This is a genomic window from Streptomyces xiaopingdaonensis (genome assembly GCF_000262345.1).
In the GTDB taxonomy this organism is placed as follows: Bacteria; Actinomycetota; Actinomycetes; order Streptomycetales; family Streptomycetaceae; genus Streptomyces; species Streptomyces xiaopingdaonensis.
The window spans coordinates 1-19,247 of record NZ_AJTQ01000104.1 but is presented as its reverse complement, the minus strand read 5'-3'; the positions used below and the strand labels follow the sequence as shown (position 1 = coordinate 19,247).

Sequence of the window (19,247 nt, the reverse complement as noted above, 5' to 3'; positions counted from 1 at the left end):
GGGGCTCAACCGCCGTTGCGCGTCCGGAAGTCGGCGAAGTCGAAGCCGGGTGAGACGAGGACGCCGAGGAGCACCGGCTCGTCGGCGAGGGGCCGGGCCGTCTGCCAGGTCCCGGCCGGGACGAGGCTCTGGAGCTGCTGCTCGCCTGGCTCGGGGCCCAGTGCGACGGCGGTCGTCCCGTCCGGCGCGGCGCCGCTGCCGCCGAGCCGGAGCTCCAGCGGGCCGCCGAGCTGCCAGAGCCAGACCTCGTCCGAGGCGACGACGTGCCAGGCCGATTCCTCGCCCGCGTCGAGGAGGTAGTGGATGAGCGTCGCCGCCGGGCGCGTGCCGCGGTCGTCGTCGAGGTGCACGGGGACGGGGCTGGTGTAGGCGTTCCGGTACCAGCCGCCTTCCGGGTGCGGCGCCAGGCCGAACCGTTCCCTCAACCGCTCCGCGTCTTTCACGCCGCCCAGCCTCTCACCGTCGACCTCCGGTATCCGGGCATTCCGGGCCGGGTCGCTGTCAACTCCGGTCCGTGCCAGGAGGATCGGGCGGCGAGCGGACCGCATTGCGCAGTGCGCAACGGCCGTTGCGCGGTATGGGTGCCGCGGGCAGGATGGCGGCATGGACCACTCCCCGCTCGACCTCGCGCCCGTGCTTCCCGTCGTCGTCCTCGAAGATCCGGAGAACGCGGTTCCGTTGGCGCGCGCGCTCGCAGCGGGCGGGCTGACGGCCGTGGAGGTCACCCTCCGCACGCCGGGCGCCGTCGAGGCGATCCGGCGCATCGCGGCCGAGGTGCCGGAGGTGGCCGTCGGCGCGGGTACGGTGCTCAGGCCGGAGCAGGTCGAGGAGGCGCGCGCCGCAGGGGCCGGGTTCCTCGTCAGCCCGGGGTGGACGGACCGCCTCCTCGGCGCGGCGCAGCGGAGCGGGCTTCCCTATCTCCCCGGCGTCTCCACGGCGTCGGAGGCGGTCGCGCTGCTGGAGCGCGGAGTCCGCGAGATGAAGTTCTTCCCCGCCCAGGCGGCGGGCGGCGTCCCCTACCTCAAGGCGCTCGCCTCACCCCTGGAGTCCGCCCGCTTCTGCCCGACGGGCGGCATCACGCCGGAGAACGCGCGGGAGTACCTGGCGCTCCCCAACGTCGGCTGCGTCGGCGGCACCTGGCTCGCCCCCGGGGACGCGCTCGCCGCGGGGGACTGGGCGCGCGTGACGCGGCTCGCGGAGCAGGCGAGCGGGCTGCGGGGGTGAGGCTGCCGGCGTCGAGGCGGGCGGCCTTCGCGACTCAACCCCGCAGGTGCCCCGTGTCGTTGAAGAGCCGCACCGACGCGTTGCCGTCGGCGTAGTAGGCGACGGCCGAGAGGGAAGCCGCCGAGAGTTCCATACGGAAGAGGGACTCGGGCGGCGCACCGAGCGCCAGCCGCACCAGGGTCTTGATCGGCGTGACGTGCGTGACGAGCAGGACGGTCCTCCCCCGGTAGCGCGCGAGCAGCTCGTCCCTGGCGACGGCGGTGCGGCGGCCCACGTCGGCGAACGACTCGCCCCCGCCCGTCGGTTGCGCCTCGGGGGAGGCGAGCCAGGCGTCGAGGTCCGCCGGATGGCGCTCGCGCACCTCCCGGAAGGTGAGGCCCTCCCAGGCGCCGAAGTCGGTCTCGCGCAGGCCCTCTTCGGTGCGCACCTCCAGGCCGAGCCGCGCCGCGACGACCTCGGCCGTCTCGCGGCAGCGCAGCAACGGCGAGGTGACGACGGCCTCCACGGTGCCGCGGGCCGCGAGCGCGTCGGCGGCGGCGCGGGCCTGGGCCCTGCCCGCCTCGGAGAGTTCGGGGTCGGTGCCGCCGCTGCCGGAGAAGCGCTTCTGCGGGGTGAGGAGCGTCTCGCCGTGCCGCAGGAGGACGAAGGTGGCGGGCGGACCGAGGTCGGGGCCCCACCCCTGCACGGTCCGCGGGGCGCGCTCGGCGCTCGCCTCGCCTGCCTGCACCGCCGCCTCGGCGACGGCGGCCTTCTCCGCGGCCGCCCCCTTCTCCGCGCCCCGCTCCGCGGCCGCGGTCTGTGCCTCCAACTCCGCCGTCGACGCCCCCGGTTGCCACTCGCCGCCCTCGGCACCCGCGTCCATCGCCTCGTTGGCGAGGCGGTCCGCGTGCTTGTTCTCGGCGCGCGGAATCCACTCGTACGTCACGGCACCCGGCGGGAAGACGCCGCGTGCCTGGTCCGCGAGGGGCTGCATGTCGGGGTGCCTGATCCTCCAGCGCCCCGACATCTGCTCCACGACGAGCTTGGAGTCCATCCGCACCAGGACGGCGGCCTCCGGGTCGAGCGTGTGCGCGGCACGCAGCCCGGCCAACAGCCCGCGGTACTCCGCCACGTTGTTGGTGGCGCGTCCGATGTACTCGGCGACCTCCTGGAGCGTCCCGCCCGTCGCGGCGTCCTTGACGACGGCGCCGTAGCCGGCGGGCCCGGGGTTGCCGCGGGAGCCGCCGTCGGCCTCGACGAGGAGGGTGCGGTGCGCGGTCGTCACAGACCGGACTCGGGTGTGCGGACGAGGATGCGGTTGCAGTTCTCGCAGCGGACGACGGTGTCGGGGGCTGCGGAGCGGACGTCGTTGAGCTCGGTGATGTTGAGCTCCAGGCGGCACCCCTCGCAGCGGCGCTGGTAGAGCTTGGCCGCGCCGACGCCGCCTTCGCGCTCGCGGATGCGGTCGTAGAGCTTCAGTAGGTCGTCGGGGACCGCACCGGCCGTGACCTCGCGCTCCTTGCGGGTGGAGGAGATCTCGTCGTCGATCTCGGCGAGCGCCGCGTCCCTGCGCTCGGTGACCTCGGCGACGCGGTTGCCCGCGGACTCGGCGCGCTCGGCGAGCTCCTCCGCACGCTCCTGCGCGGACTCGCGCCGCTCCATCACCTCCAGGACGATGTCCTCCAGGTCGCCCTGGCGCTTGGCGAGGGAGGCGAGTTCGCTCTGGAGGTTCTCCAGGTCCTTCGGGTTGGTGACGGCGCCCGAGTCGAGGCGCTGCTGGTTGCGCGCGGCGCGCTGGCGGACCTGGTCGACGTCCTGCTCGGCCTTGGTCTGCTCGCGAGTGGTGTCGCTCTCCTCGGTCTGCGCGGCGACGAGCAGGTCACGGAGCTGCACGAGGTCGGCCTCGAGCTGCTGCACCTCCTGGTGTTCCGGAAGGTGGGAGCGGCGGTGCGCGAGCTGGGTGAGGCGGGTGTCGAGGTCCTGTACGTCGAGGAGTCGGATCTGGTCGGCTGGCGCGGCGTTCAGTTGGGGGCTCCTGGTGTGGGTCGGTCGGTGCTCCGCGCGGCGGACGCGACGGAGGAGGGGGCGGCGCCGGCGACCGGGGACGCGGCGTGTGCCGTCCACGGGTCGGTGACCGTGTGCGAGACGTGGGTGCGCAGGTCCCAGCCGCGCTCCGCGGCGACGGCGTCGAGTTGGGCTGCGGCCTGCTCGCACCAGGGCCACTCCGTGGCGAAGTGCGCGGCGTCGAGCAGGCAGAGCGGGGAGTGCTCGCGGGCCTCCGAGACGGGGTGGTGGCGCAGGTCGGAGGTGAGGAAGGCGTCGACGCCCGCGGCACGCGCGGCGTCGAAGAGGCTGTCGCCGCTGCCGCCGCTGACGGCGACCGTGCGAACGATCTGCTGCCGGTCGCCCGCGGCGCGGATGCCCTGCGCCGTCGCGGGCAGGCGCTCGGCCGCGAGCCTCGTCAACTCGGCGAAGCTGAGCGGCTCCTCGGGTTCGCAGACCCGGCCGAGGCCGCGGCGCCCCGCCGGGTCGGAGGCGTCGGGGACGAGCGGCGCGACGACGCGGAGCCCGAGGGCGCCGGCGAGCGCGTCGGAGACGCCGGGGTCCGCGGTGTCGGCGTTGGTGTGCGCGACGTGGAGCGCCGTGCCGCTGCGGATGAGAGTGTGCACCACTCGGCCCTTGAAGGTGTCGGCGGCGACGGTGGTGGTGCCGCGCAGGTAGAGCGGGTGGTGGGTGACGAGCAGGTCGGCGCCGAGCGCGACGGCCTCGTCGGCGATCTGCTGCACGGGGTCGACGGCGAAGAGCACGCGGCCGACGTCCGGATCGTGGTGCAGGTCGCCGACGACGGTGCCGACGGCGTCCCACTGCTCTGCGCGCTCGCGCGGCCACAGGGCGTCGAGCACGGCGATGACTTCGGAGAGTGCGGGCACGGAGGAAAGGCTACCTGCCGTGCGGCACCGCGCGAGGGGCCCGGGGAGGCCCCTTGCGGACGAGCGCGGCCGCGGGCGGGCCGGGCGTACGCAAGGCCGCTGCACGGCGCCGAGTTGGGCGGCGGCGAACCCGAGGAGCAGCGGCTCGGCGGACCCTGTCCGCCCCGTCGGCCACAGAAACCCCAGGGGTCACAGAGGCACGCGACCGAGTGTTCTGCGCTTCACCCTTCCGCATGAACGAACTCAACTCCCGTTGTTCGACAGGAAGTACGAGACCTAGCTTGCTTCTGTCACAGGAGGTGATCGCGTCGTGACGTCTCGTACCGACGACGGCAACGCGCCCGCGCCCGCGGCGCCCGGCAGCAGCTTCACCATCGCAGCCGACGGCTCCTACGCCGCCCGGCTGGCGCCCGCCGAGCCCGGCAGCGCCGCGCCCAACTGGTATCCGGAGCGCTGGACGCTCGCGGGTCCCGAACCCTACGCCGTCCCGCTCCCCGGCAACCAGCCGGAGGAGCCCGGCACCCAGGTCCTCCCCCTCACAGACGGCCGGGTGCTCATCGCCCGCGACGTGGGCGGCGAGTACGCGCTCGCACTGCTCTACCCCACCGACTCGGGGACCGGCGAACTCCCCCTGGGCTCCGTCGAGTCCCCGCGGCTCACGCTGCTCCCGCCCTCCCCGTGCGGGACCCGCGTCTACGCCCTCGCGCAGGGGCGCGAGGGCTCCGCCGTCTGGCTCGTCGCCGGGGGGACGCCGGGGCGGCCCGAACTGCTCGCGCACGTGCAGGGGCGGTGCAGCGGCGGCGCGTGGCTCGACCCGGAGGGCCGGCTCCTCGCCGTCGACCGGGCCGAGGCAGGGGGCGGTTCGGCGCCCGTCAAGAGCGTCGTCGTCGACCTGGCGCGGGGCGGCGAGGTGAGCCCGCTCCTCCAGATCACGGAGACGAGCAACGACCGGCTCCTCCTCGCCGACCGGGACAGCGGCCTCCTCCTCGTCCGCTCCGACGCGCCGGGCGAGGCACGCCTCGGCTGGGGGGTGCTCGGCAGCCACCGGCCCGTCCGCTTCCCCGAGGCGCTCCATCCGCACGGCGTCCGGCTCACCCCTTTCGCGACCCAGCCGCGGCAGACGCTCCTCCCCGAACGGTGCACCGTCGCGCTCCTCGCCCAGCCGGTGCCCGCGCCCGGCGCCGCGGCGCCGCGGGACGCGGGGGCGCACGGGGTGCGCATGCCGCTCGGCGGCGAGGGCTGGCTGGCGGTCTGGCGCCCGGCGCAGCGCGGGGTGCGCCATATCCCGCCGCCGCAGGGATGGTTGACGGGGCACGGCCTCTGGAGCGCCGAGGGCGACCTCCGCCTCCCGTACTCGGTGCCCCACGCGCTCTGCGGGCTCGCCTGCCTCCGCACTCCCCTCCCCGAGCCGCCGGAGGCCGGAGGGCACGCGCCGGTGCAGGAACGCTCCGGCACGCCGGAGGGCGAGGAGTCCGGCGCCGGGCACGAACCGTCCGACGGGGATGCGCGTCCCGCCGAGGGCGCGCGGGAGCGGGGCCCGGACAAGAACTCCTCCGACGCGCAGGCCACCGAGGCGACTCGGCGTCAGCCCTCCGACGAGCCGTCGAGCCCGCGAGGATCCGGCACCGAGCACCCCCGCATGCCCGCGCAACGCAACTCCTCGTCCGGCCGGGGTCGCCGCCCGCCCGGTTCCGCGCCCCGACTCCCCGGCATGGAAGGGGACCCGCAGCAGGGCGACGACGACACACCTCCGAGACCCGGCCCCGAGGGCGGCCGGCATGCCACCGGGGAGGCGGCGTCTCCCCGGCAGCCCACCCGCGGGGCAGCGCCCTCGGGGAACGACGGCCCGCATCCGCCGCCCGGCGCCGACGGCTCCGATCCCCCGCGACCGGCACCGCCTGCCTCCTCGGAGCCCGGACCCGGCGCGCCGTCGGCCGCCGGTCCGGCACCGTCGACCGGTTCGTCCACGGCGCCGGGGAAGCGGCCCGGCACCTGCGGCCAGGTACGGCCCGCGCCGCAGCCCCCGGGTCCGGACACCGGCGGCACCCCCGGTCCGCACAACTCTCCTTCTGCGGAGGCGACTTGGCGTCCCGTGATCCCTGTCCACGCTCCCCGCCCGTCAGCCCCCGCCGGTTGCCCGGCCACCGAGCCGGCACCCTCGAACAAGCCGACCTCCCCACCCCCTCCGGCGCAGCACCTCGACAGCACCGCGCAGGAAGCCCCCGCACCACAGGCCGCGGCTCCCGACACCCGCGGCATCCCCGAGCTGCACAGCCCACCCCCTGCCACAACGACTTGGCACTCCGCAGCTCCCGGCCCGTCGGCCCCCGCCGGTTGTTCGGCCACCGAGCCGGCACCCTCGAACCAGCCGACCTCCCCACCCTCTCCCGCACAACACCCCGACATCCCCGCCCAGGCAGCCCCCGCACCACAGGCCCCCGACACCCCTGACCAAAGCACCACCGGGCTGCCGCAGGGAGGGCTCCCCAATGCGGCGCCGACCACGGCAACTTGGCGAACCGCTCCCCCCGTCCCGTCACCGGAGCCACCCGCCCACCACCCCGCGCCCAAGGGCCCCCGGGCACCGCACTCCGCCGAACCGGTCGCCGACGCAGCGCACGACGAGGCGCAGAGCCCCGGTGGTGCCCTCAAGGTGTCCAGCGACCGACCTCGTGGCGCGGACGACCCCGCCACCGGGCCGCAGCACTGGGCCCCGCGGGCAGGTGCACCGTTCCTGGCCCTCCAACTACCCGCCGTCGAAGCGCTGTCGGCGGCCCACGAGGGGCAGCGGGAGGCGCGTCCGGGGCCCGCGTCGGCCGAGGCGCGCCGCAGGATCACAACCCCGCAACAACCCGGGCGTCCGGAAGAGGCAGGGGTGTGCCGGCGGCCGGGCGCGGCGGCGGAGTTCTCCGCGGGCAGCGCCGCTGCGCACCGGCCCGTGCCGCTGCAGGAGGCGCCGCTCGCAGCGGCCGAGAGAACATGAGGACGAGCCGACGCACCGTTAGAATCCGGTCGGGTACGGCGCAAGCAAGACCACGGAGTTACCTCGCGATGTCCGAGATCCAGACCGACTCGCCCCGCGAAGAGCACCCCCCGGGGAAGCACAGGGGGCCGGCCTCCGTTGCGGAGGAGCGGGAGCCCAGCGTTCCCGCGCAGGGGCAGGGGCGCCATCGGCGGCCACCGCAGCAGCCGGACGCCTCGGTCGCCTGAGCGGCTGACCGCGGCCGGCACACACCAAAAAGGGGGAGAGACAAACCGAGGGCGGTGTCGAGGAGTTCGTCTCCTCGGCACCGCCCTCGCGGTGTGCGCGCCGCGCTCAGGTGTGCTCGACGACGGTGTCCGCCAGCACCGTCGCGTCCTCCCGCTCCACGGCCGTCGCGGTGAGCTGGACGCGCCCCTCGCCGACGTGCCAGAGGCGGACCCGGAGCGTCTCACCGGGGAAGACGACGCCGGCGAACCGCGTGCGGTAGCTGCGCACCCGCGTCGGATCGCCGCCGAGGACGCTGTCGACGACGGCCTTGAGGGCCATGCCGTAGGAGCTGAGTCCGTGCAGGATGGGGCGGTCGAAGCCGGCGAGCGCCGCGAACTCCGGGTCGGCGTGGAGGGGGTTCCAGTCGCCGGAGAGGCGGTAGAGCAGCGCCTGGTCCTCGCGGATCGGCTTCTCCACGACGGTGTCCGGCTCGCGCTCGGGCGCCGCGATCCGCTCGGAGGGTCCGCGCTCGCCGCCGAACCCGCCCTCGCCGCGGAGGAAGAGCTGCGTCTGCTGCTCCCAGAGCGGCCCTTCGGCGTCCGACGCCGCCGACTCGATGACGAGCACGGCCGCCTTCCCCTTGTCGTGGAGCGCGACGATCCGCGAGGTCTGCTCGGCGTCCCCGCGCATCGGCAACGGCCGGTGTACGCGCACCAGTTGGCCGCCGTGGAGGACTCCGGCGAGGTCGACGTCGAGGCCGGGCGTCGAGAGCGCGTCGGTCACGTTCATCCGGCCGCCGGCCACCGTGGCGAAGGTGGGGAGGACGTGGAGGCGGTCTTCGAGGAGGTACCTCAGCTCCTGCGGGTCGAGTGCGGGGGTGCCGGCTCCGAGGCCGAGGTGGTAGAGCTGAACGTCCTTGTGGTCCCAGGCGATCCGGGCCGTGGTGGGTTCGGCCGCGAGGGCCCGCTCGGCGTCGATCGGCATCCCGGTGTGCCTCCTTCCCCGCCCGGGGCCGCCACCGCCGGGAGGCGCGCGCACGCCCGGGCTGCGCTGCGTCGGCCCGATCCTACCGAGCGGTAAGGGAGTTGGGACCCCCGTCGACGTGGACCACCTCATCCTCGGTGCAGCAGGACCGACGGGCGCCGTCTCGACGACGCAGGCACGAACCTCCTTGGCGCCAAGCACACCCCCGACCCCGCTGCCCCGCCGGACCACCGCGGCGGCAGGCACCGGACTCAAGTACGAAGATACGAGGCCCCGTTGAGGTCGAGCACGGCGCCCGAGCTCCACTCCCCCGCCGGCGAGGCGAGCCACGCCACGGCAGCCGCGACCTCCTCCGGCTGCGCCGCCCGTCCGAACGGGCTCTGCGCACGGATCGCTTCGCCCGCCTCGCCGCCGAGGCGGTCCGCGACCCGCGGTGTCTCGATGAACCCCGGCGCGACGGAGGCCACGGCGATGCCGTGCGGCGCGAGGGCGACCGCGAGCGACTGGCCGAGGGCGTGCACGGCGGCCTTGGTGGCGCCGTAGGCAGGGTGGTCGGGCTCGCCTCTGAACGCCCCGCGCGAACCGATGTTGACGATCCGGCCGCCGCGGCCCTGCGCGATCATCCGCGCCGCCGCCTGATGGGCCAGCCCGGCGGTGCCGAGCAGGTTCACCGCGGTGTGCTGCTGCCAGGCCGCAGTCCAGTCGGCGTACGACGTGTCGACGGGAGGGTGCGGCAGGTTGACGGCCGCGTTGTTGACGAGGATGTCGAGTCCGCCGAGGCTCTCCACGGCCGCCGCCACGAGCCGCGGGGGCTCGGCCGTGTCCGAGAGGTCGCCGCCGAGGAGGGTGTGCGGTCCCGCCTCGACGGCGGGGAGCAGCGCGAGCGTCTCCTCCGCCTGAGCGCGGCGGCTGCCGTAGTGCACCGCGACGCGGTCCCCCGCCGCGGCGAACTCCCGTGCCAGGGCGCGGCCGAGACCGTCGGCAGCGCCCGTCACCAGGACTCTGCGGCCGGTGGAGGGGAACTCAGCGTGCATCGGTCTGCTCCTCGTGGTTCTCGGGTCCCGTGCCTCCGGACGTGGAGGACGCGGGGGACGCGGCGGGCGAACTCCGGTCGCCTGCCGGTGCGTTCGGCGTGGCGCCCGCGGCGGGCGAGGCCGCCCGCCGGCGCGGCCGCGGCAGCGCGACGACGCCGAGCACCGCGCACCCCAGCAGTACGAGCCCGCCGGTGAGGAACGCGAGCGCGTATCCGGAGGCGAGGGAGGCGACCTGCTCGTCCTCCTGGATGCGGGAGGCCGCGACGGTCGAGAGCACCGCGAGGCCGAGCGCGCCGCCGAGCGTACGGGAGGTGTTGATCATGCCGGAGACGAGGCCGGCGTCCTGCGGGGCGGCGTCCGCCGTGGCGACGGAGGCGAGCGTGGTGCTCGCCAGCCCGGCACCGAGCGCCATCAGGGCGCCGGGACCGAGGACCGTCACGGCGAAGCCGTCGCCCGCCGTCATGGTGCCCGCCCAGAGGTAGCCGGCGGCGGCCGTCAGGGTGCCCGCGACGGCGAGCGTGCGCTCCCCGACGCGAACCATGATCCACGGCGCCGCCTTGGAGCCGAGGACGATCGAGACCGACATCGGCAGGAACCCCAACCCGGCCTGGAGCGGCGGGTAGTGGAGGACGTTCTGCATGTGGAGGGAGAAGAAATACCACATGCAGACCATCGCCGAGCCGTTGACGAAGAGGACGGTGTTCGCCGAGGCGACGGAGCGCAGCCGGAAGAGGCCGAGCGGGATCAGCGGTTGCGCCGTGCGCCGCTCGACGAGGAGGAAGAGGCCGAGCAGCACCGCCCCGCCGAGGAACGGCACGAGGAACTGCGCCGAACCCCAGCCGCTCGTCTCGGCGTTGACGATGCCGTAGGCGAGCGCCCCGATCCCGGAGGTGACGAGGACGGCCCCGAGGACGTCGAGCCGCGGGCGCCCCCGCCCACGGCGCTCCACCACCCACACCGCGGCCACGACGAGCACGAGCGCCCCGATGGGGACGTTGACGAGCAGCACCCACCGCCAGGAGAGGAACTCGGTGAGGACACCGCCGACGAGGCCGCCCATCGCGCCGCCGCCCGCGCCCACCGCGGTCCAGGTGCCGATGGCGCGGGTGCGCGCGGGGCCCTCGGGGAAGGTGGTGGTGAGGATGGTGAGGGTGGCGGGTGCGAGCGCTGCGGCACCGACGCCCTGCAGGGCGCGCGCGGCCACCAACTGCCACGGCTCCTGCGCGAGTCCGCCCGCGAGGCTGGTGAGCGCGAAGAGCACGAGCCCGGTGACGAAGACGCGTTTGCGTCCGAAGAGGTCGGCGGCCCGCCCGCCGAGGAGCATGAAGCCGGCGAAGGTGAGGGTGTAGGCGTTGACGACCCACTGGAGCCCCGTCGCGCTGAGCCCGAGGTCGGCGCGGAGCGAGGGCAGCGCCACGTTGATCACGGAGACGTCGAGGACGACGAGGAACTGCCCGGCGCACGCGGCGAGCACGACGCCCCACCTGCCTGCCGGTGTGCGCACTGCGGCGCCGCCGCGCCCTGCTGTCTCGGATGCCATAGGGAGCATCCTGGCACCCGCCACCGACAACCGCGTCGGGAAGACGGCCCCGGCCCCTCGGCCCCGCGACCTAGGGCGCAGGTGCCGCACCGCCTACCGCGCAGCCGGGAGCGTACGGCAGCATGGGGGCGGCCGCCCGCGCGCCCCGCACGGGAGCGGCGTCGGACACGAGGCGGCCGTCCGCCCGGCGCACGGCGGCCCGTCGGCCCCGGCGCACGCACCACACGACCACGGGAAGCCCATGCACCAGCGCCCCTCCGCCGAACTGCTCGCCGCCTTCGACAAGGCGAAGGGCTTCATGCCCCGCGACGAGGGCATGGCGCTCCACGCCGCCGCCGTCGAGGCGGCGGGCAACGGGCTGCCGTTGCTGGAGATAGGCACGTACTGCGGCCGCTCCACCCTCCTCCTCGCCGACGCGGCCCGCCGGGCGGGCGTCACCGCGCTCACCGTCGACCACCACCGCGGCAGCGAGGAGCAGCAGCCGGGCTGGGAGTACCACGACGCCGAACTCGTCGACCCCGCCGTCGGCTTGACGGACACGCTGCCCGAGTTCCGCCGCACGCTGCACGCCGCGGGGCTGGAGCGGCACACCGTCGCACTCGTCGGAGCCTCGCCGCAGATCGCGGCCGTCTGGGGCAGCCCGCTGGGGCTCGTCTTCGTCGACGGCGGACACACCGACGAGCACGCCACGGCCGACTACGAGGGCTGGGCACCGCACCTCGCGGAGGGCGGACTCCTCGTCATCCACGACGTCTTCCCCGACCCGGCCGACGGCGGCCAGGCGCCGTACCGCATGCACAGGAGGGCGCTCTCCTCCGGCGCTTTCACCGAGATCTCGACCGTGCGCTCGCTCCGCGTGCTGCGCCGTACAGGACCGGGCATCTGAACGCCGCACGCCGCGGCTACCATCGCCACTCGTGTCGAACACCCTCCCCCCGCCCCTGCCCGACCGGCCGCCGGGACGCCGCGGCCCGCGCGGCGCCGTCCTGCTCGCCCTCTGCGTGGCCGTCCCCCTCGTGCTCCTCGGCTGGCTCGGCTGGCGCGTGTGGGGCGGGGACGACGGCGCAGGTACCGCGCAACGCGCCCCGGACGCGCGGCCGTCCGGAAGCCCGTCCGCGCAGGAGAAGGTGCTGGACGGCCGGACCGTCGTGCTCGACCCCGGGCACCACCCGGGCAACCGCGACCACGCACGGGAGATCAACCGTCAGGTCGACATGGGCGAGGGGACGAAGGAGTGCGACACGACGGGCACCGAGACCGAAGACGGCTACGCCGAGGCGGAGTTCACACTGGCGCTGGCCGAGCGCGTGGAGCGGCTGCTGGTCTCGGAGGGCGCCGAGGTGGTGCTGGTGCACTCCGGCGGCGAGAAGCGCGGGGACGTGGAGTGGGGGCCGTGCGTCGACGAGCGCGCCCGGATCGGCAACGAGGCGAAGGCGGACGCCGCGGTCTCGCTCCACGCGGACGGAGCCCCCGCGGACGCCCGCGGCTTCCACGTCATCCTCCCGGGCGAGGTCCGCACCCGGGGCGCGGACACCCGCGCCATCGTGGCGCCCTCGGCCCGGCTGGGCCGGGAGTTGGCGTCGGGTTTCCGCGCGGCGACGGGTGCACGGCCGGCCGAGTACATCGGCGACGGAAGCGGCCTCGACATCCGCGCGGACCTCGGCGGCCTCAACCTCAGCCGCGTCCCCAAGGTCTTCCTGGAGTGCGGCAACATGCGCAACGCCCGCGACGCGGCCCAACTCTCCTCGCCCGCATGGCAGAAGCGCGCCGCCGCGGGGGTGGCCGACGGCCTGACCGCGTACCTGACGCGCGGCGCCGCGGCGAGTGACCGCAGGTAAGCGCCGGTCAACAGCCTTGCCCGCAGAGGGAGTCACCATCCCCGCCCGGAGGGCGAGGACCTGATCGATCTCACAGCGCGAAGTACCGAACCCGCCGGATGCGGCAGGGGGTTCATCCGTACGATGGGGCCTCACCCCCGGCAGACCATGACCACGACGAAACCGACTAAGGACCCCACGTGAACATCCGCTCGCTCACACGAGGCGACGGCGCGGTGGCTGCAGCAGCGGTCCTGCTGTTCATCGCCTCGTTCCTCAACTTCTACACGGCAGACGACTGCGGCGAGCGCTGCAACGAGCTGCCGAGCGCTTGGGACACGGACATGGTGACCGTGATCCTGCCGGCGGTGTACCTCCTCGGCATCATCGCCGCCGTACTGGTCGTCCTCGGCCGGCTGATGCAGCAGGACGTCAAGTTCGCGACGCTCAGCCTCGGGCAGTGGGGCGTACCGCTCGCCGTCGCCGCCTTCTGGAGCTCGTTCTGGTCGCTGGTGCTGAAGCCCGACGCCTCCGGGCTCAGCCTCGGCGCGGGCGCGTGGCTCGGCTTCCTCGCCACCCTTGTCATCGCCGGCTTCGCCCTCGCGACGCCGCTCGTCCCGGCCCTGCGCACCCCGCTGATCCCGGCGGGCGGGCCGAAGCAGCCGCAGATGGGCCAGATGCCCTACGGCCAGCAGCCCGGCGGTTACGGCTACCCGGGCGCACCGCAGCAGGGCCAGCCGGGCCCGTACGGGCAGCAGCCGTACGGCCAGCAGCCCCAGCCGGGCGCACCGCAGCCGCAGGACATGGGCGCGGCCCAGCCGTTCCAGCCGTTCTGGTTCGCCGTGCCGGTCGCCAGGCCCCTCTTCCCCGAGGACGGCTCTCCGCAGCCGGTCGCCGAACTCACCCCGGGCACCTGGTTTCTCGCGGTCGACCAGCGGGGCCAGGCGCTCATCGCGCAGACGCAGGACGGCCGCCGCGGCATCCTCCAGGACACCAGCGGCATCCAGCGCGGCTGACGCCGTAGCGGGCTGCCGGACCGGGGGACGCACGGGGGACCCCGCCGGCAGCCCGGCACACGCGAAAGGGTCCGCACCTCGGTGCGGGCCCTTTCGCGTGTGCCGGAATCAGCAGCAGTCGGCCGCGTCGGGCTCCAGCCCCGACGGCAGCCGCTCCCCGGAGAAGATCTGCACGGTCGCCTCCTCCCCGCCGAGCGCGGCGACCGCGAGGAGGAGCGAGCCGGCGGTCCACGCCGTCCGTTCGCGCGGCCAGACGACGCCGTCGTCGAAGACGTAACCCGTCCAGTACATGCCGTCCTCGGCGCGCAGGTGACGGATCGAGCGGAGGACGTCGAGCGCGCGGTCGGACTCGCCCATCGCCCAGAGCGCGAGGGCGAGTTCGGCGCTCTCTCCTCCGGTCACCCACGGGTTGGGCGAGACGCAGCGCACCCCGAGCCCGGGGACGACGAAGGTGTCCCAGCCGTCCTCCAGCCGCTGCTTCGCCTCGGTTCCGCGGACGGCGCCGGAGAGGACGGGGTAGTACCAGTCCATCGAGTAGCGGCTCTTGTCGAGAAACCGCTCGGGGTGGGCGCGGACGGCGTGGCCCAGCAGCCCCGTCGCCAACTCCCAGTCGGGCTGCGGCTCCTCGCGGTGTTCGGCGAGCGCGAGGGCGCAGCGGAGCGCCTGGTGGACGGAGGCGGAGCCGGTGAGGAGCGCGTCGTGCACGGGGGTGCCGTCCGGCTCGCGCTTCCAGCCGATCTGGCCTCCCGGCTGCTGGAGCCGGAGGACGAACTCGACCGCCGCCGCCACGGTCGGCCACATCTGCTCGGCGAACGCGTCGTCGCCCGTGGCGAGGTAGTGGTGCCAGACGCCGACGGCCGGGTAGGCGCAGAAGTTGCTTTCGCGCGAGCGGTCCGTGGGGGTCGAGGCGTCGCCGTCGTCGTAGGCCGCGTACCAGGAGCCGTCGGGGAGTTGGTGCGCGGCGAGCCAGGCGTAGGCGGCGGCGGCGCGCTCGTGCTCGCCGGCCGCGTCGAGCGCCATCGCCGCCTCGACGTGGTCCCACGGGTCGAGGTGGTGGCCGCGGAACCAGGGTATGGCGCCGTCGTCGCGCTGCACGGCGGCTATCCCCGCGACGGTCTCCGCGGCCTGCTCGGCCGTGAGCACGCCGGACAGCACCAACTGCTCGGTCTGCCCGGGCCGCGGACGGTGCGGTGTCACGCGGCGGCCTCGCGCGCGTGCGGCTTGGTGGCGTACGCGACGAAGCTCTTGCCGATCAGCGGGTCGAGCGCGCGCTCGGCGACGCGGGTGGCGAGCGGCTTCTTGACGATGTCCCAGACGAGGAGCTTGTGGTAGGCGCGGACGGGGAGCGCGGCGTCGTCGCCCTCCCGGTGGACGCCGAAGGCGCACTTGAGCCACCAGTACGGCGAGTGGAGGCCGTGCGCGTGGTGGGTGCCGTAGGGGCGCAGGCCCGCCTCGCGCATGCGGCCGAGGAGTTCGTCCCCGCGGTAGATGCGGATGTGGCCGCCCTCGACCTCGTGGTACGCGTCGCTCAGCGCCCAGCAGACCTTCTCGGGACCGTACCTGGGCACGGTCACCGCGATCCGGCCGCCCGGCTTGAGGACCCGGACCATCTCCGCGAGGACGCCCTTGTCGTCCGGTATGTGCTCCATCACCTCAGAGATGACGACGACGTCGAAGCTCTCGTCGGGGAAGGGCAGCGCGAGCGCGTCCCCCTCCATGGCGGTCGCCGTGGCGCCTGCGGGCGCCTCGCCCTCATCGTCCATCGCCGCGAACCACTTGGCGACCTCGCGGATCTCGTCCGCGTTCCGGTCGAGCGCGACGACGTGCGCTCCGCGCCTGTAGCACTCGAAGGCGTGGCGTCCCGCTCCGCATCCGAGGTCGAGTACGCGGTCGCCTGGGGCGAGCGGGAAGCGGGTGAAGTCCACGGTGAGCACTTGGAGTTCTGCCTTCCTGGCGTGCGGGGCGGTGCGGTGGCTTCCGGCCGGCGGGGCGGCCGGGGGCGGCTCAGCCGGGGTGTGCGGCGGGCCTGGGGGCTGCGGTCCGCGCCGCGAGCGCGGCGCGGTAGTGGCGGACGGTGGCGCGCGCTGCCTGCTGCCAGGTGAAGCGGGCGAGCACCCGTGCGCGCCCGGCGGCCCCGATGCGGGCGCGGAGTTCGGCGTCGGAGAGGAGCCGGACGAGGCCGGCGGCGAGCGCTCCCGCGTCCCCCGGCGGCACCGCGAGGCACGTCTCGCCGTCGGTCCCCGCGACCTCGGGGATGGCGCCGCCCGTCGTGGCGAGGAGCGGCGTGCCCGTGGCCATCGCCTCGGCGGCCGGGAGCGAGAACCCTTCGTAGAGCGAGGGGACGCAGGCGAGTTCGGCGCCCTGGAGCAGCGCGGCGAGCTCCTCGTCCGTGATCCCCTTGACGAACTCGACGGCGTCTTCGAGCCCGTACTCCGCGACGGCGTCGGCGACCCGGCCCTCCTCGGGACGCCTGCCGATCACCACGAGGTGCGCCTCGGGCCGCTCGACCCGCGCCTTGGCGAGCGCCTCGACGAGGTGGACGAGTCCCTTGAGCGGCACGTCGGCGCTGGAGGTGGTGACGATCCGGCCCGGCACCTTCGGCACCGCCGGGTCCGGCCGGTAGGTGCGCGCGTCGGCGCCGATCGGGACGGTGTGGATGCGGTCGGGGCGCACGCCGAGGTCCTCGACGATCTCGCGGCGCGAGGACTCCGAGACGGTGAGCACGGCGGGCAGCCGCCGCGCCACGTGCTTCTGCATCCTGGTGAACCCGTACCACCGGCGGACGGAGAACCGGCGCCGCCAGTCGTCCGCCGCTTCCAGCTCCAGCCTGCGGTCGACGGTGATGGGGTGGTGGACGGTGGTGACGAGGGGCGCGCCGACGTCGCCGAGGAGGCCGTACCCGAGCGTCTGGTTGTCGTGGACGACGTCGAACTCGCCGCTGCGGGCGCGCAGATGGCGGCGGGCGCGGAGCGAGAAGGTGAGGGGTTCGGGGAAGCCGCCCGTCCACATGGTGCCGACCTCCAGGAGGTCGACCCAGTCCCGGTACTCGCCGCGGCGCGGAGTGCGGAAGGGGTCGGGCTGCCGGTAGAGGTCGAGGCTGGGGAGCTCGGTGAGGGCGACGCCGTCGTCGAGCACCGGGTAGGGCTGGGCGCCGATCACCTCGACGGTGTGGCCCAGCGCGGCGAGCTCGCGCGAGAGATGGCGCACGTAGACGCCCTGGCCGCCGCAGAAGGGGTTGCCCTTGTACGTCAAGAGGGCCACGCGCAGGGGGCGTCGGCCGTCCTCCGCCGGTTCGGGCCCGGCGGCTTTCCGGGGGCCGGGCTCGCTGTCGCGTACGGCCTCTGCGGTCACTCGCGGCCCCCTTCGCCTCAGTTTCGTGGACGGAGCGTAGCCGCTCGCGTTAATCTAGAACAAGTTCCAACAATGCCGACGGGGCGCAGCGCCCGCGGAGAAGAATCTACCGGCCGGTCACTTCCGGAGTACGGGGGGCACAGGTGATTCACGCCACCCCTGCCGGAGCCGCCGTCCGCGGACTCCGCCGGACGCACGACGGACCGCCGCAGCCGTACGCGCGCAGCCCCGGCACGGCGCGAAACGGCGAGGACGCATGACCGCACACCCCATCCCCCGCACCACCCGGCTCACCCCCCGCCAGGCGGCCCGCCGCAGCAGCATCCTGGCGGCCACCGCCGAACTCGCCCGCAGCGGCGGCTTCGACGCGGTCCAGATGCGCACGGTCGCCGAGCGCTCGGGCGTCGCACTCGGCACCGTCTACCGGTACTTCCCCTCCAAGATCCACCTCCTCGTCGCCGTCCTCGGCGAGCAGTTGGAGGCGATGCACCGCAAGCTGCTGCGCCACCCGCCAGACGCCGAGGACGCGGGCGAGCGCGTCGCGCAGACGCTGACGCGGGCCTTCCGCTCGCTGCGCAGGGAGCCCCAGCTCGCGGACGCCATGGTGCGGGCGCTGACGTTCGCCGACCGCTCGGCGGGGCACGAGGTGGCGGCCGCCTCCCGGCTCACCACGGCGGTGATCCTCGACGCGATGCGCCTGCCGGGCGAGCCCGCGCCCGAGCAGCTCTCCGCGGTCCGGGTGATCGAGCACACCTGGCTCTCACTGGTGATCACCTGGCTCTCGGGGCGCGCCTCCCTCGACCAGGTCGCCACCGACCTCGCCACCGCCTGCCGGCTCGTCGGGGAGCGGGAGACCGGAGCTGTGACACCACCCACACTCTGAAAACTAGTACTTGTTCTCGTCACAAGGAAGAATCCCCTTGTCCGGCAAGGGAGAAGGGGGCCGACCCATGGCGAACCCGGCGCAGCCGCCGCAGACGACAGAACACGGCGGCGGGGTGTGGAGCATCCCGGTGCCGATCCCCGACAACCCGCTGGGCCACACCCTCGTCCACCTCGTCGAGACGGACACCGGGCCCGTCGTCGTGGACACGGGATGGGACCACCCGTCCTCCTGGCAGGCGCTCACCGAGGGGTTGCGTGCGTGCGGCACCTCCGTCGAGGAGCTCAAGGGCGTCGTCCTCACGCACTACCACCCCGACCACCACGGCCTCAGCGCCCGCGTGCGCGAGGCGTCGGGCGCCTGGATCGCGATGCACGCCGCCGACGCCGACGTGGTGCGCCGCAGCCGCGAGACGGCGCCCGCGAGTTGGCTCCTCTCGCTCCTCGACCGGCTCGCCCTCACCGGCGCCCCCGAGGAGGAGATCGCCCCGCTCCGCGCCTTCGCCGCCGAGGCCGGGCCCGACGCCGTCCCCGGCCACCACGCGGCGCTGCCCGACCGGGAGATCGTCCCCGGCGAACTCCTCGACCTGCCGGGCCGCCGCCTCCGCGCGATCTGGACGCCGGGACACACACCGGGACACGTCTGCCTCCACCTCGAGGAGGAGCACCCGAACCCAGGGACGCTCACCGGCCACGGCCGCCTCTTCTCCGGCGACCACCTCCTCCCGACGGTCTCCCCGCACATCGGCCTCTACGAGGACCCCGAGGACGACTCGGTCGACCCGCTCGGCGACTACCTCGACTCGCTGGAGCGCGTCGACCGCCTCCGCCCGGCCGAAGTGCTCCCCGCCCACCAGTACGCGTTCACCGACTCCCGGGGACGCGTCGCCGAACTCCTCTCGCACCACGGGGAGCGGCTGGAGGAGATGTACGCCCTCCTCGCCGAAGGACCGTGCACGCCCTGGGAGTTGGCGGAGCGGATGACGTGGAACCGGCCGTGGGCCGAGATCCCGTTCGCCTCGCGCGGGATGGCCGTCTCCGAGGTGGCGGCGCACCTGTGGCGGTTGGTGAAGCTGGGCCGCGCCGAGCAGGTGCCCGAGAGCGATCCGGGGAGGTACCGCGCCGCCTGAGGCGAATGCCGGGATCGTCCCGGTGTGTGTGCGTGTGCTCCCGTCGACGGGTACGCGGCCGGAGGGCGCCTGCGGTGCTGCGGCTACAGTGGCCGAGGTACTCATGTACCCAACAGGTCCCGACCGGGGGAAGGCCGGTGCGAATCCGGCGCTGACCCGCAACCGTGAGC

18 protein-coding genes and 1 riboswitch are annotated in these 19,247 nt (G+C 74.7%); of the genes, 8 read left to right on the top strand and 10 right to left on the bottom strand.

All coding sequences use genetic code 11. The annotated features are described in order from the left end of the window. Positions 1-5: 5 nt before the first annotated feature. Entirely contained in the window at positions 6-443 is a 438-nt protein-coding gene (locus UWG_RS0108150) for a cupin domain-containing protein (RefSeq protein WP_016906710.1), read from the bottom strand. Positions 444-603: 160 nt separating this feature from the next. On the opposite strand from UWG_RS0108150, the gene UWG_RS0108145 reads away from it, so the two are divergent. Then, positions 604-1,224, top strand: a complete 621-nt coding sequence (locus UWG_RS0108145) for a bifunctional 4-hydroxy-2-oxoglutarate aldolase/2-dehydro-3-deoxy-phosphogluconate aldolase (RefSeq protein ID WP_016906709.1) — start codon at positions 604-606, stop codon at positions 1,222-1,224. Positions 1,225-1,258: 34 nt separating this feature from the next. Here UWG_RS0108145 and UWG_RS0108140 read toward each other — a convergent pair whose 3' ends face one another. From UWG_RS0108140 to UWG_RS0108130, 3 genes are read right to left on the bottom strand one after another with little or no spacing between them, the layout of a single operon-like run. Next, complete coding sequence (locus UWG_RS0108140; protein WP_016906708.1) at positions 1,259-2,488, bottom strand: bifunctional RNase H/acid phosphatase; 1,230 nt, start codon at positions 2,486-2,488, stop codon at positions 1,259-1,261. Further along, positions 2,485-3,228 carry a zinc ribbon domain-containing protein gene (locus tag UWG_RS0108135; protein WP_193386427.1) on the bottom strand — a complete coding sequence of 248 codons (744 nt, stop codon included), beginning with the start codon at positions 3,226-3,228 and terminating at the stop codon, positions 2,485-2,487. Before UWG_RS0108135 ends, UWG_RS0108140 begins: the two co-directional genes overlap by 4 nt. Beyond that, entirely contained in the window at positions 3,225-4,133 is a 909-nt protein-coding gene (locus UWG_RS0108130; RefSeq protein ID WP_016906706.1) for a Nif3-like dinuclear metal center hexameric protein, read from the bottom strand. The genes UWG_RS0108135 and UWG_RS0108130 overlap by 4 nt, the downstream gene beginning before the upstream one ends. A gap of 310 nt (positions 4,134-4,443) precedes the next feature. Here UWG_RS0108130 and UWG_RS0108125 point away from each other — a divergent pair, with 310 nt between their 5' ends. Next, positions 4,444-7,116 carry a hypothetical protein gene (locus tag UWG_RS0108125; protein ID WP_016906705.1) on the top strand — a complete coding sequence of 891 codons (2,673 nt, stop codon included), beginning with the start codon at positions 4,444-4,446 and terminating at the stop codon, positions 7,114-7,116. A 68-nt stretch (positions 7,117-7,184) separates the two neighbouring features. Beyond that, positions 7,185-7,343 carry a hypothetical protein gene (locus UWG_RS33005; protein WP_016906704.1) on the top strand — a complete coding sequence of 53 codons (159 nt, stop codon included), beginning with the start codon at positions 7,185-7,187 and terminating at the stop codon, positions 7,341-7,343. Between the two features lie 106 nt (positions 7,344-7,449). On the opposite strand, the gene UWG_RS0108115 is transcribed toward UWG_RS33005, so the two are convergent. The 3 genes from UWG_RS0108115 to UWG_RS29685 form a co-directional block, all read right to left on the bottom strand. Further along, positions 7,450-8,307 carry a MaoC/PaaZ C-terminal domain-containing protein gene (locus tag UWG_RS0108115; protein ID WP_016906703.1) on the bottom strand — a complete coding sequence of 286 codons (858 nt, stop codon included), beginning with the start codon at positions 8,305-8,307 and terminating at the stop codon, positions 7,450-7,452. Between the two features lie 251 nt (positions 8,308-8,558). Continuing rightward, complete coding sequence (locus UWG_RS0108110; protein WP_016906702.1) at positions 8,559-9,341, bottom strand: SDR family NAD(P)-dependent oxidoreductase; 783 nt, start codon at positions 9,339-9,341, stop codon at positions 8,559-8,561. Further along, positions 9,331-10,881 carry an MFS transporter gene (locus UWG_RS29685; protein WP_033196029.1) on the bottom strand — a complete coding sequence of 517 codons (1,551 nt, stop codon included), beginning with the start codon at positions 10,879-10,881 and terminating at the stop codon, positions 9,331-9,333. The genes UWG_RS0108110 and UWG_RS29685 overlap by 11 nt, the downstream gene beginning before the upstream one ends. A 241-nt stretch (positions 10,882-11,122) precedes the next feature. Between UWG_RS29685 and UWG_RS0108100 the strand changes: the two genes are divergently transcribed. The 3 genes from UWG_RS0108100 to UWG_RS0108090 all read left to right on the top strand — a co-directional run bounded on the left by UWG_RS0108100 (position 11,123) and on the right by UWG_RS0108090 (position 13,714). Then, the gene (locus UWG_RS0108100) at positions 11,123-11,767 is read left to right on the top strand and encodes a class I SAM-dependent methyltransferase (protein WP_016906700.1); all 645 of its coding nucleotides are present in this window, start codon (positions 11,123-11,125) and stop codon (positions 11,765-11,767) included. A gap of 31 nt (positions 11,768-11,798) precedes the next feature. After that, positions 11,799-12,719 carry an N-acetylmuramoyl-L-alanine amidase gene (locus tag UWG_RS0108095; RefSeq protein WP_016906699.1) on the top strand — a complete coding sequence of 307 codons (921 nt, stop codon included), beginning with the start codon at positions 11,799-11,801 and terminating at the stop codon, positions 12,717-12,719. 179 nt (positions 12,720-12,898) lie between these two features. Next, positions 12,899-13,714 (top strand): hypothetical protein, encoded by an 816-nt coding sequence (locus tag UWG_RS0108090; protein ID WP_016906698.1) that lies wholly within the window; start codon positions 12,899-12,901, stop codon positions 13,712-13,714. A gap of 108 nt (positions 13,715-13,822) precedes the next feature. On the opposite strand, the gene UWG_RS0108085 is transcribed toward UWG_RS0108090, so the two are convergent. The 3 genes from UWG_RS0108085 to UWG_RS0108075 all read right to left on the bottom strand — a co-directional run bounded on the left by UWG_RS0108085 (position 13,823) and on the right by UWG_RS0108075 (position 17,065). Beyond that, positions 13,823-14,911 carry a glucosidase family protein gene (locus UWG_RS0108085; RefSeq protein WP_016906697.1) on the bottom strand — a complete coding sequence of 363 codons (1,089 nt, stop codon included), beginning with the start codon at positions 14,909-14,911 and terminating at the stop codon, positions 13,823-13,825. Then, positions 14,908-15,648: a class I SAM-dependent methyltransferase gene (locus UWG_RS0108080; protein WP_016906696.1), complete on the bottom strand. Its 741-nt coding sequence runs from the start codon at positions 15,646-15,648 to the stop codon at positions 14,908-14,910. The genes UWG_RS0108085 and UWG_RS0108080 overlap by 4 nt, the downstream gene beginning before the upstream one ends. A gap of 70 nt (positions 15,649-15,718) precedes the next feature. Then, positions 15,719-17,065: a glycosyltransferase family 4 protein gene (locus UWG_RS0108075; RefSeq protein WP_016906695.1), complete on the bottom strand. Its 1,347-nt coding sequence runs from the start codon at positions 17,063-17,065 to the stop codon at positions 15,719-15,721. Between the two features lie 256 nt (positions 17,066-17,321). Between UWG_RS0108075 and UWG_RS0108070 the strand changes: the two genes are divergently transcribed. After that, a complete protein-coding gene (locus tag UWG_RS0108070; protein WP_016906694.1) occupies positions 17,322-17,948 on the top strand; it encodes a TetR family transcriptional regulator in 627 nt (208 codons plus the stop codon). A 67-nt stretch (positions 17,949-18,015) separates the two neighbouring features. Further along, entirely contained in the window at positions 18,016-19,077 is a 1,062-nt protein-coding gene (locus tag UWG_RS0108065; protein ID WP_016906693.1) for an MBL fold metallo-hydrolase, read from the top strand. Positions 19,078-19,155: 78 nt separating this feature from the next. Beyond that, positions 19,156-19,247: riboswitch (cobalamin riboswitch) on the top strand. This riboswitch is flagged as partial in the annotation.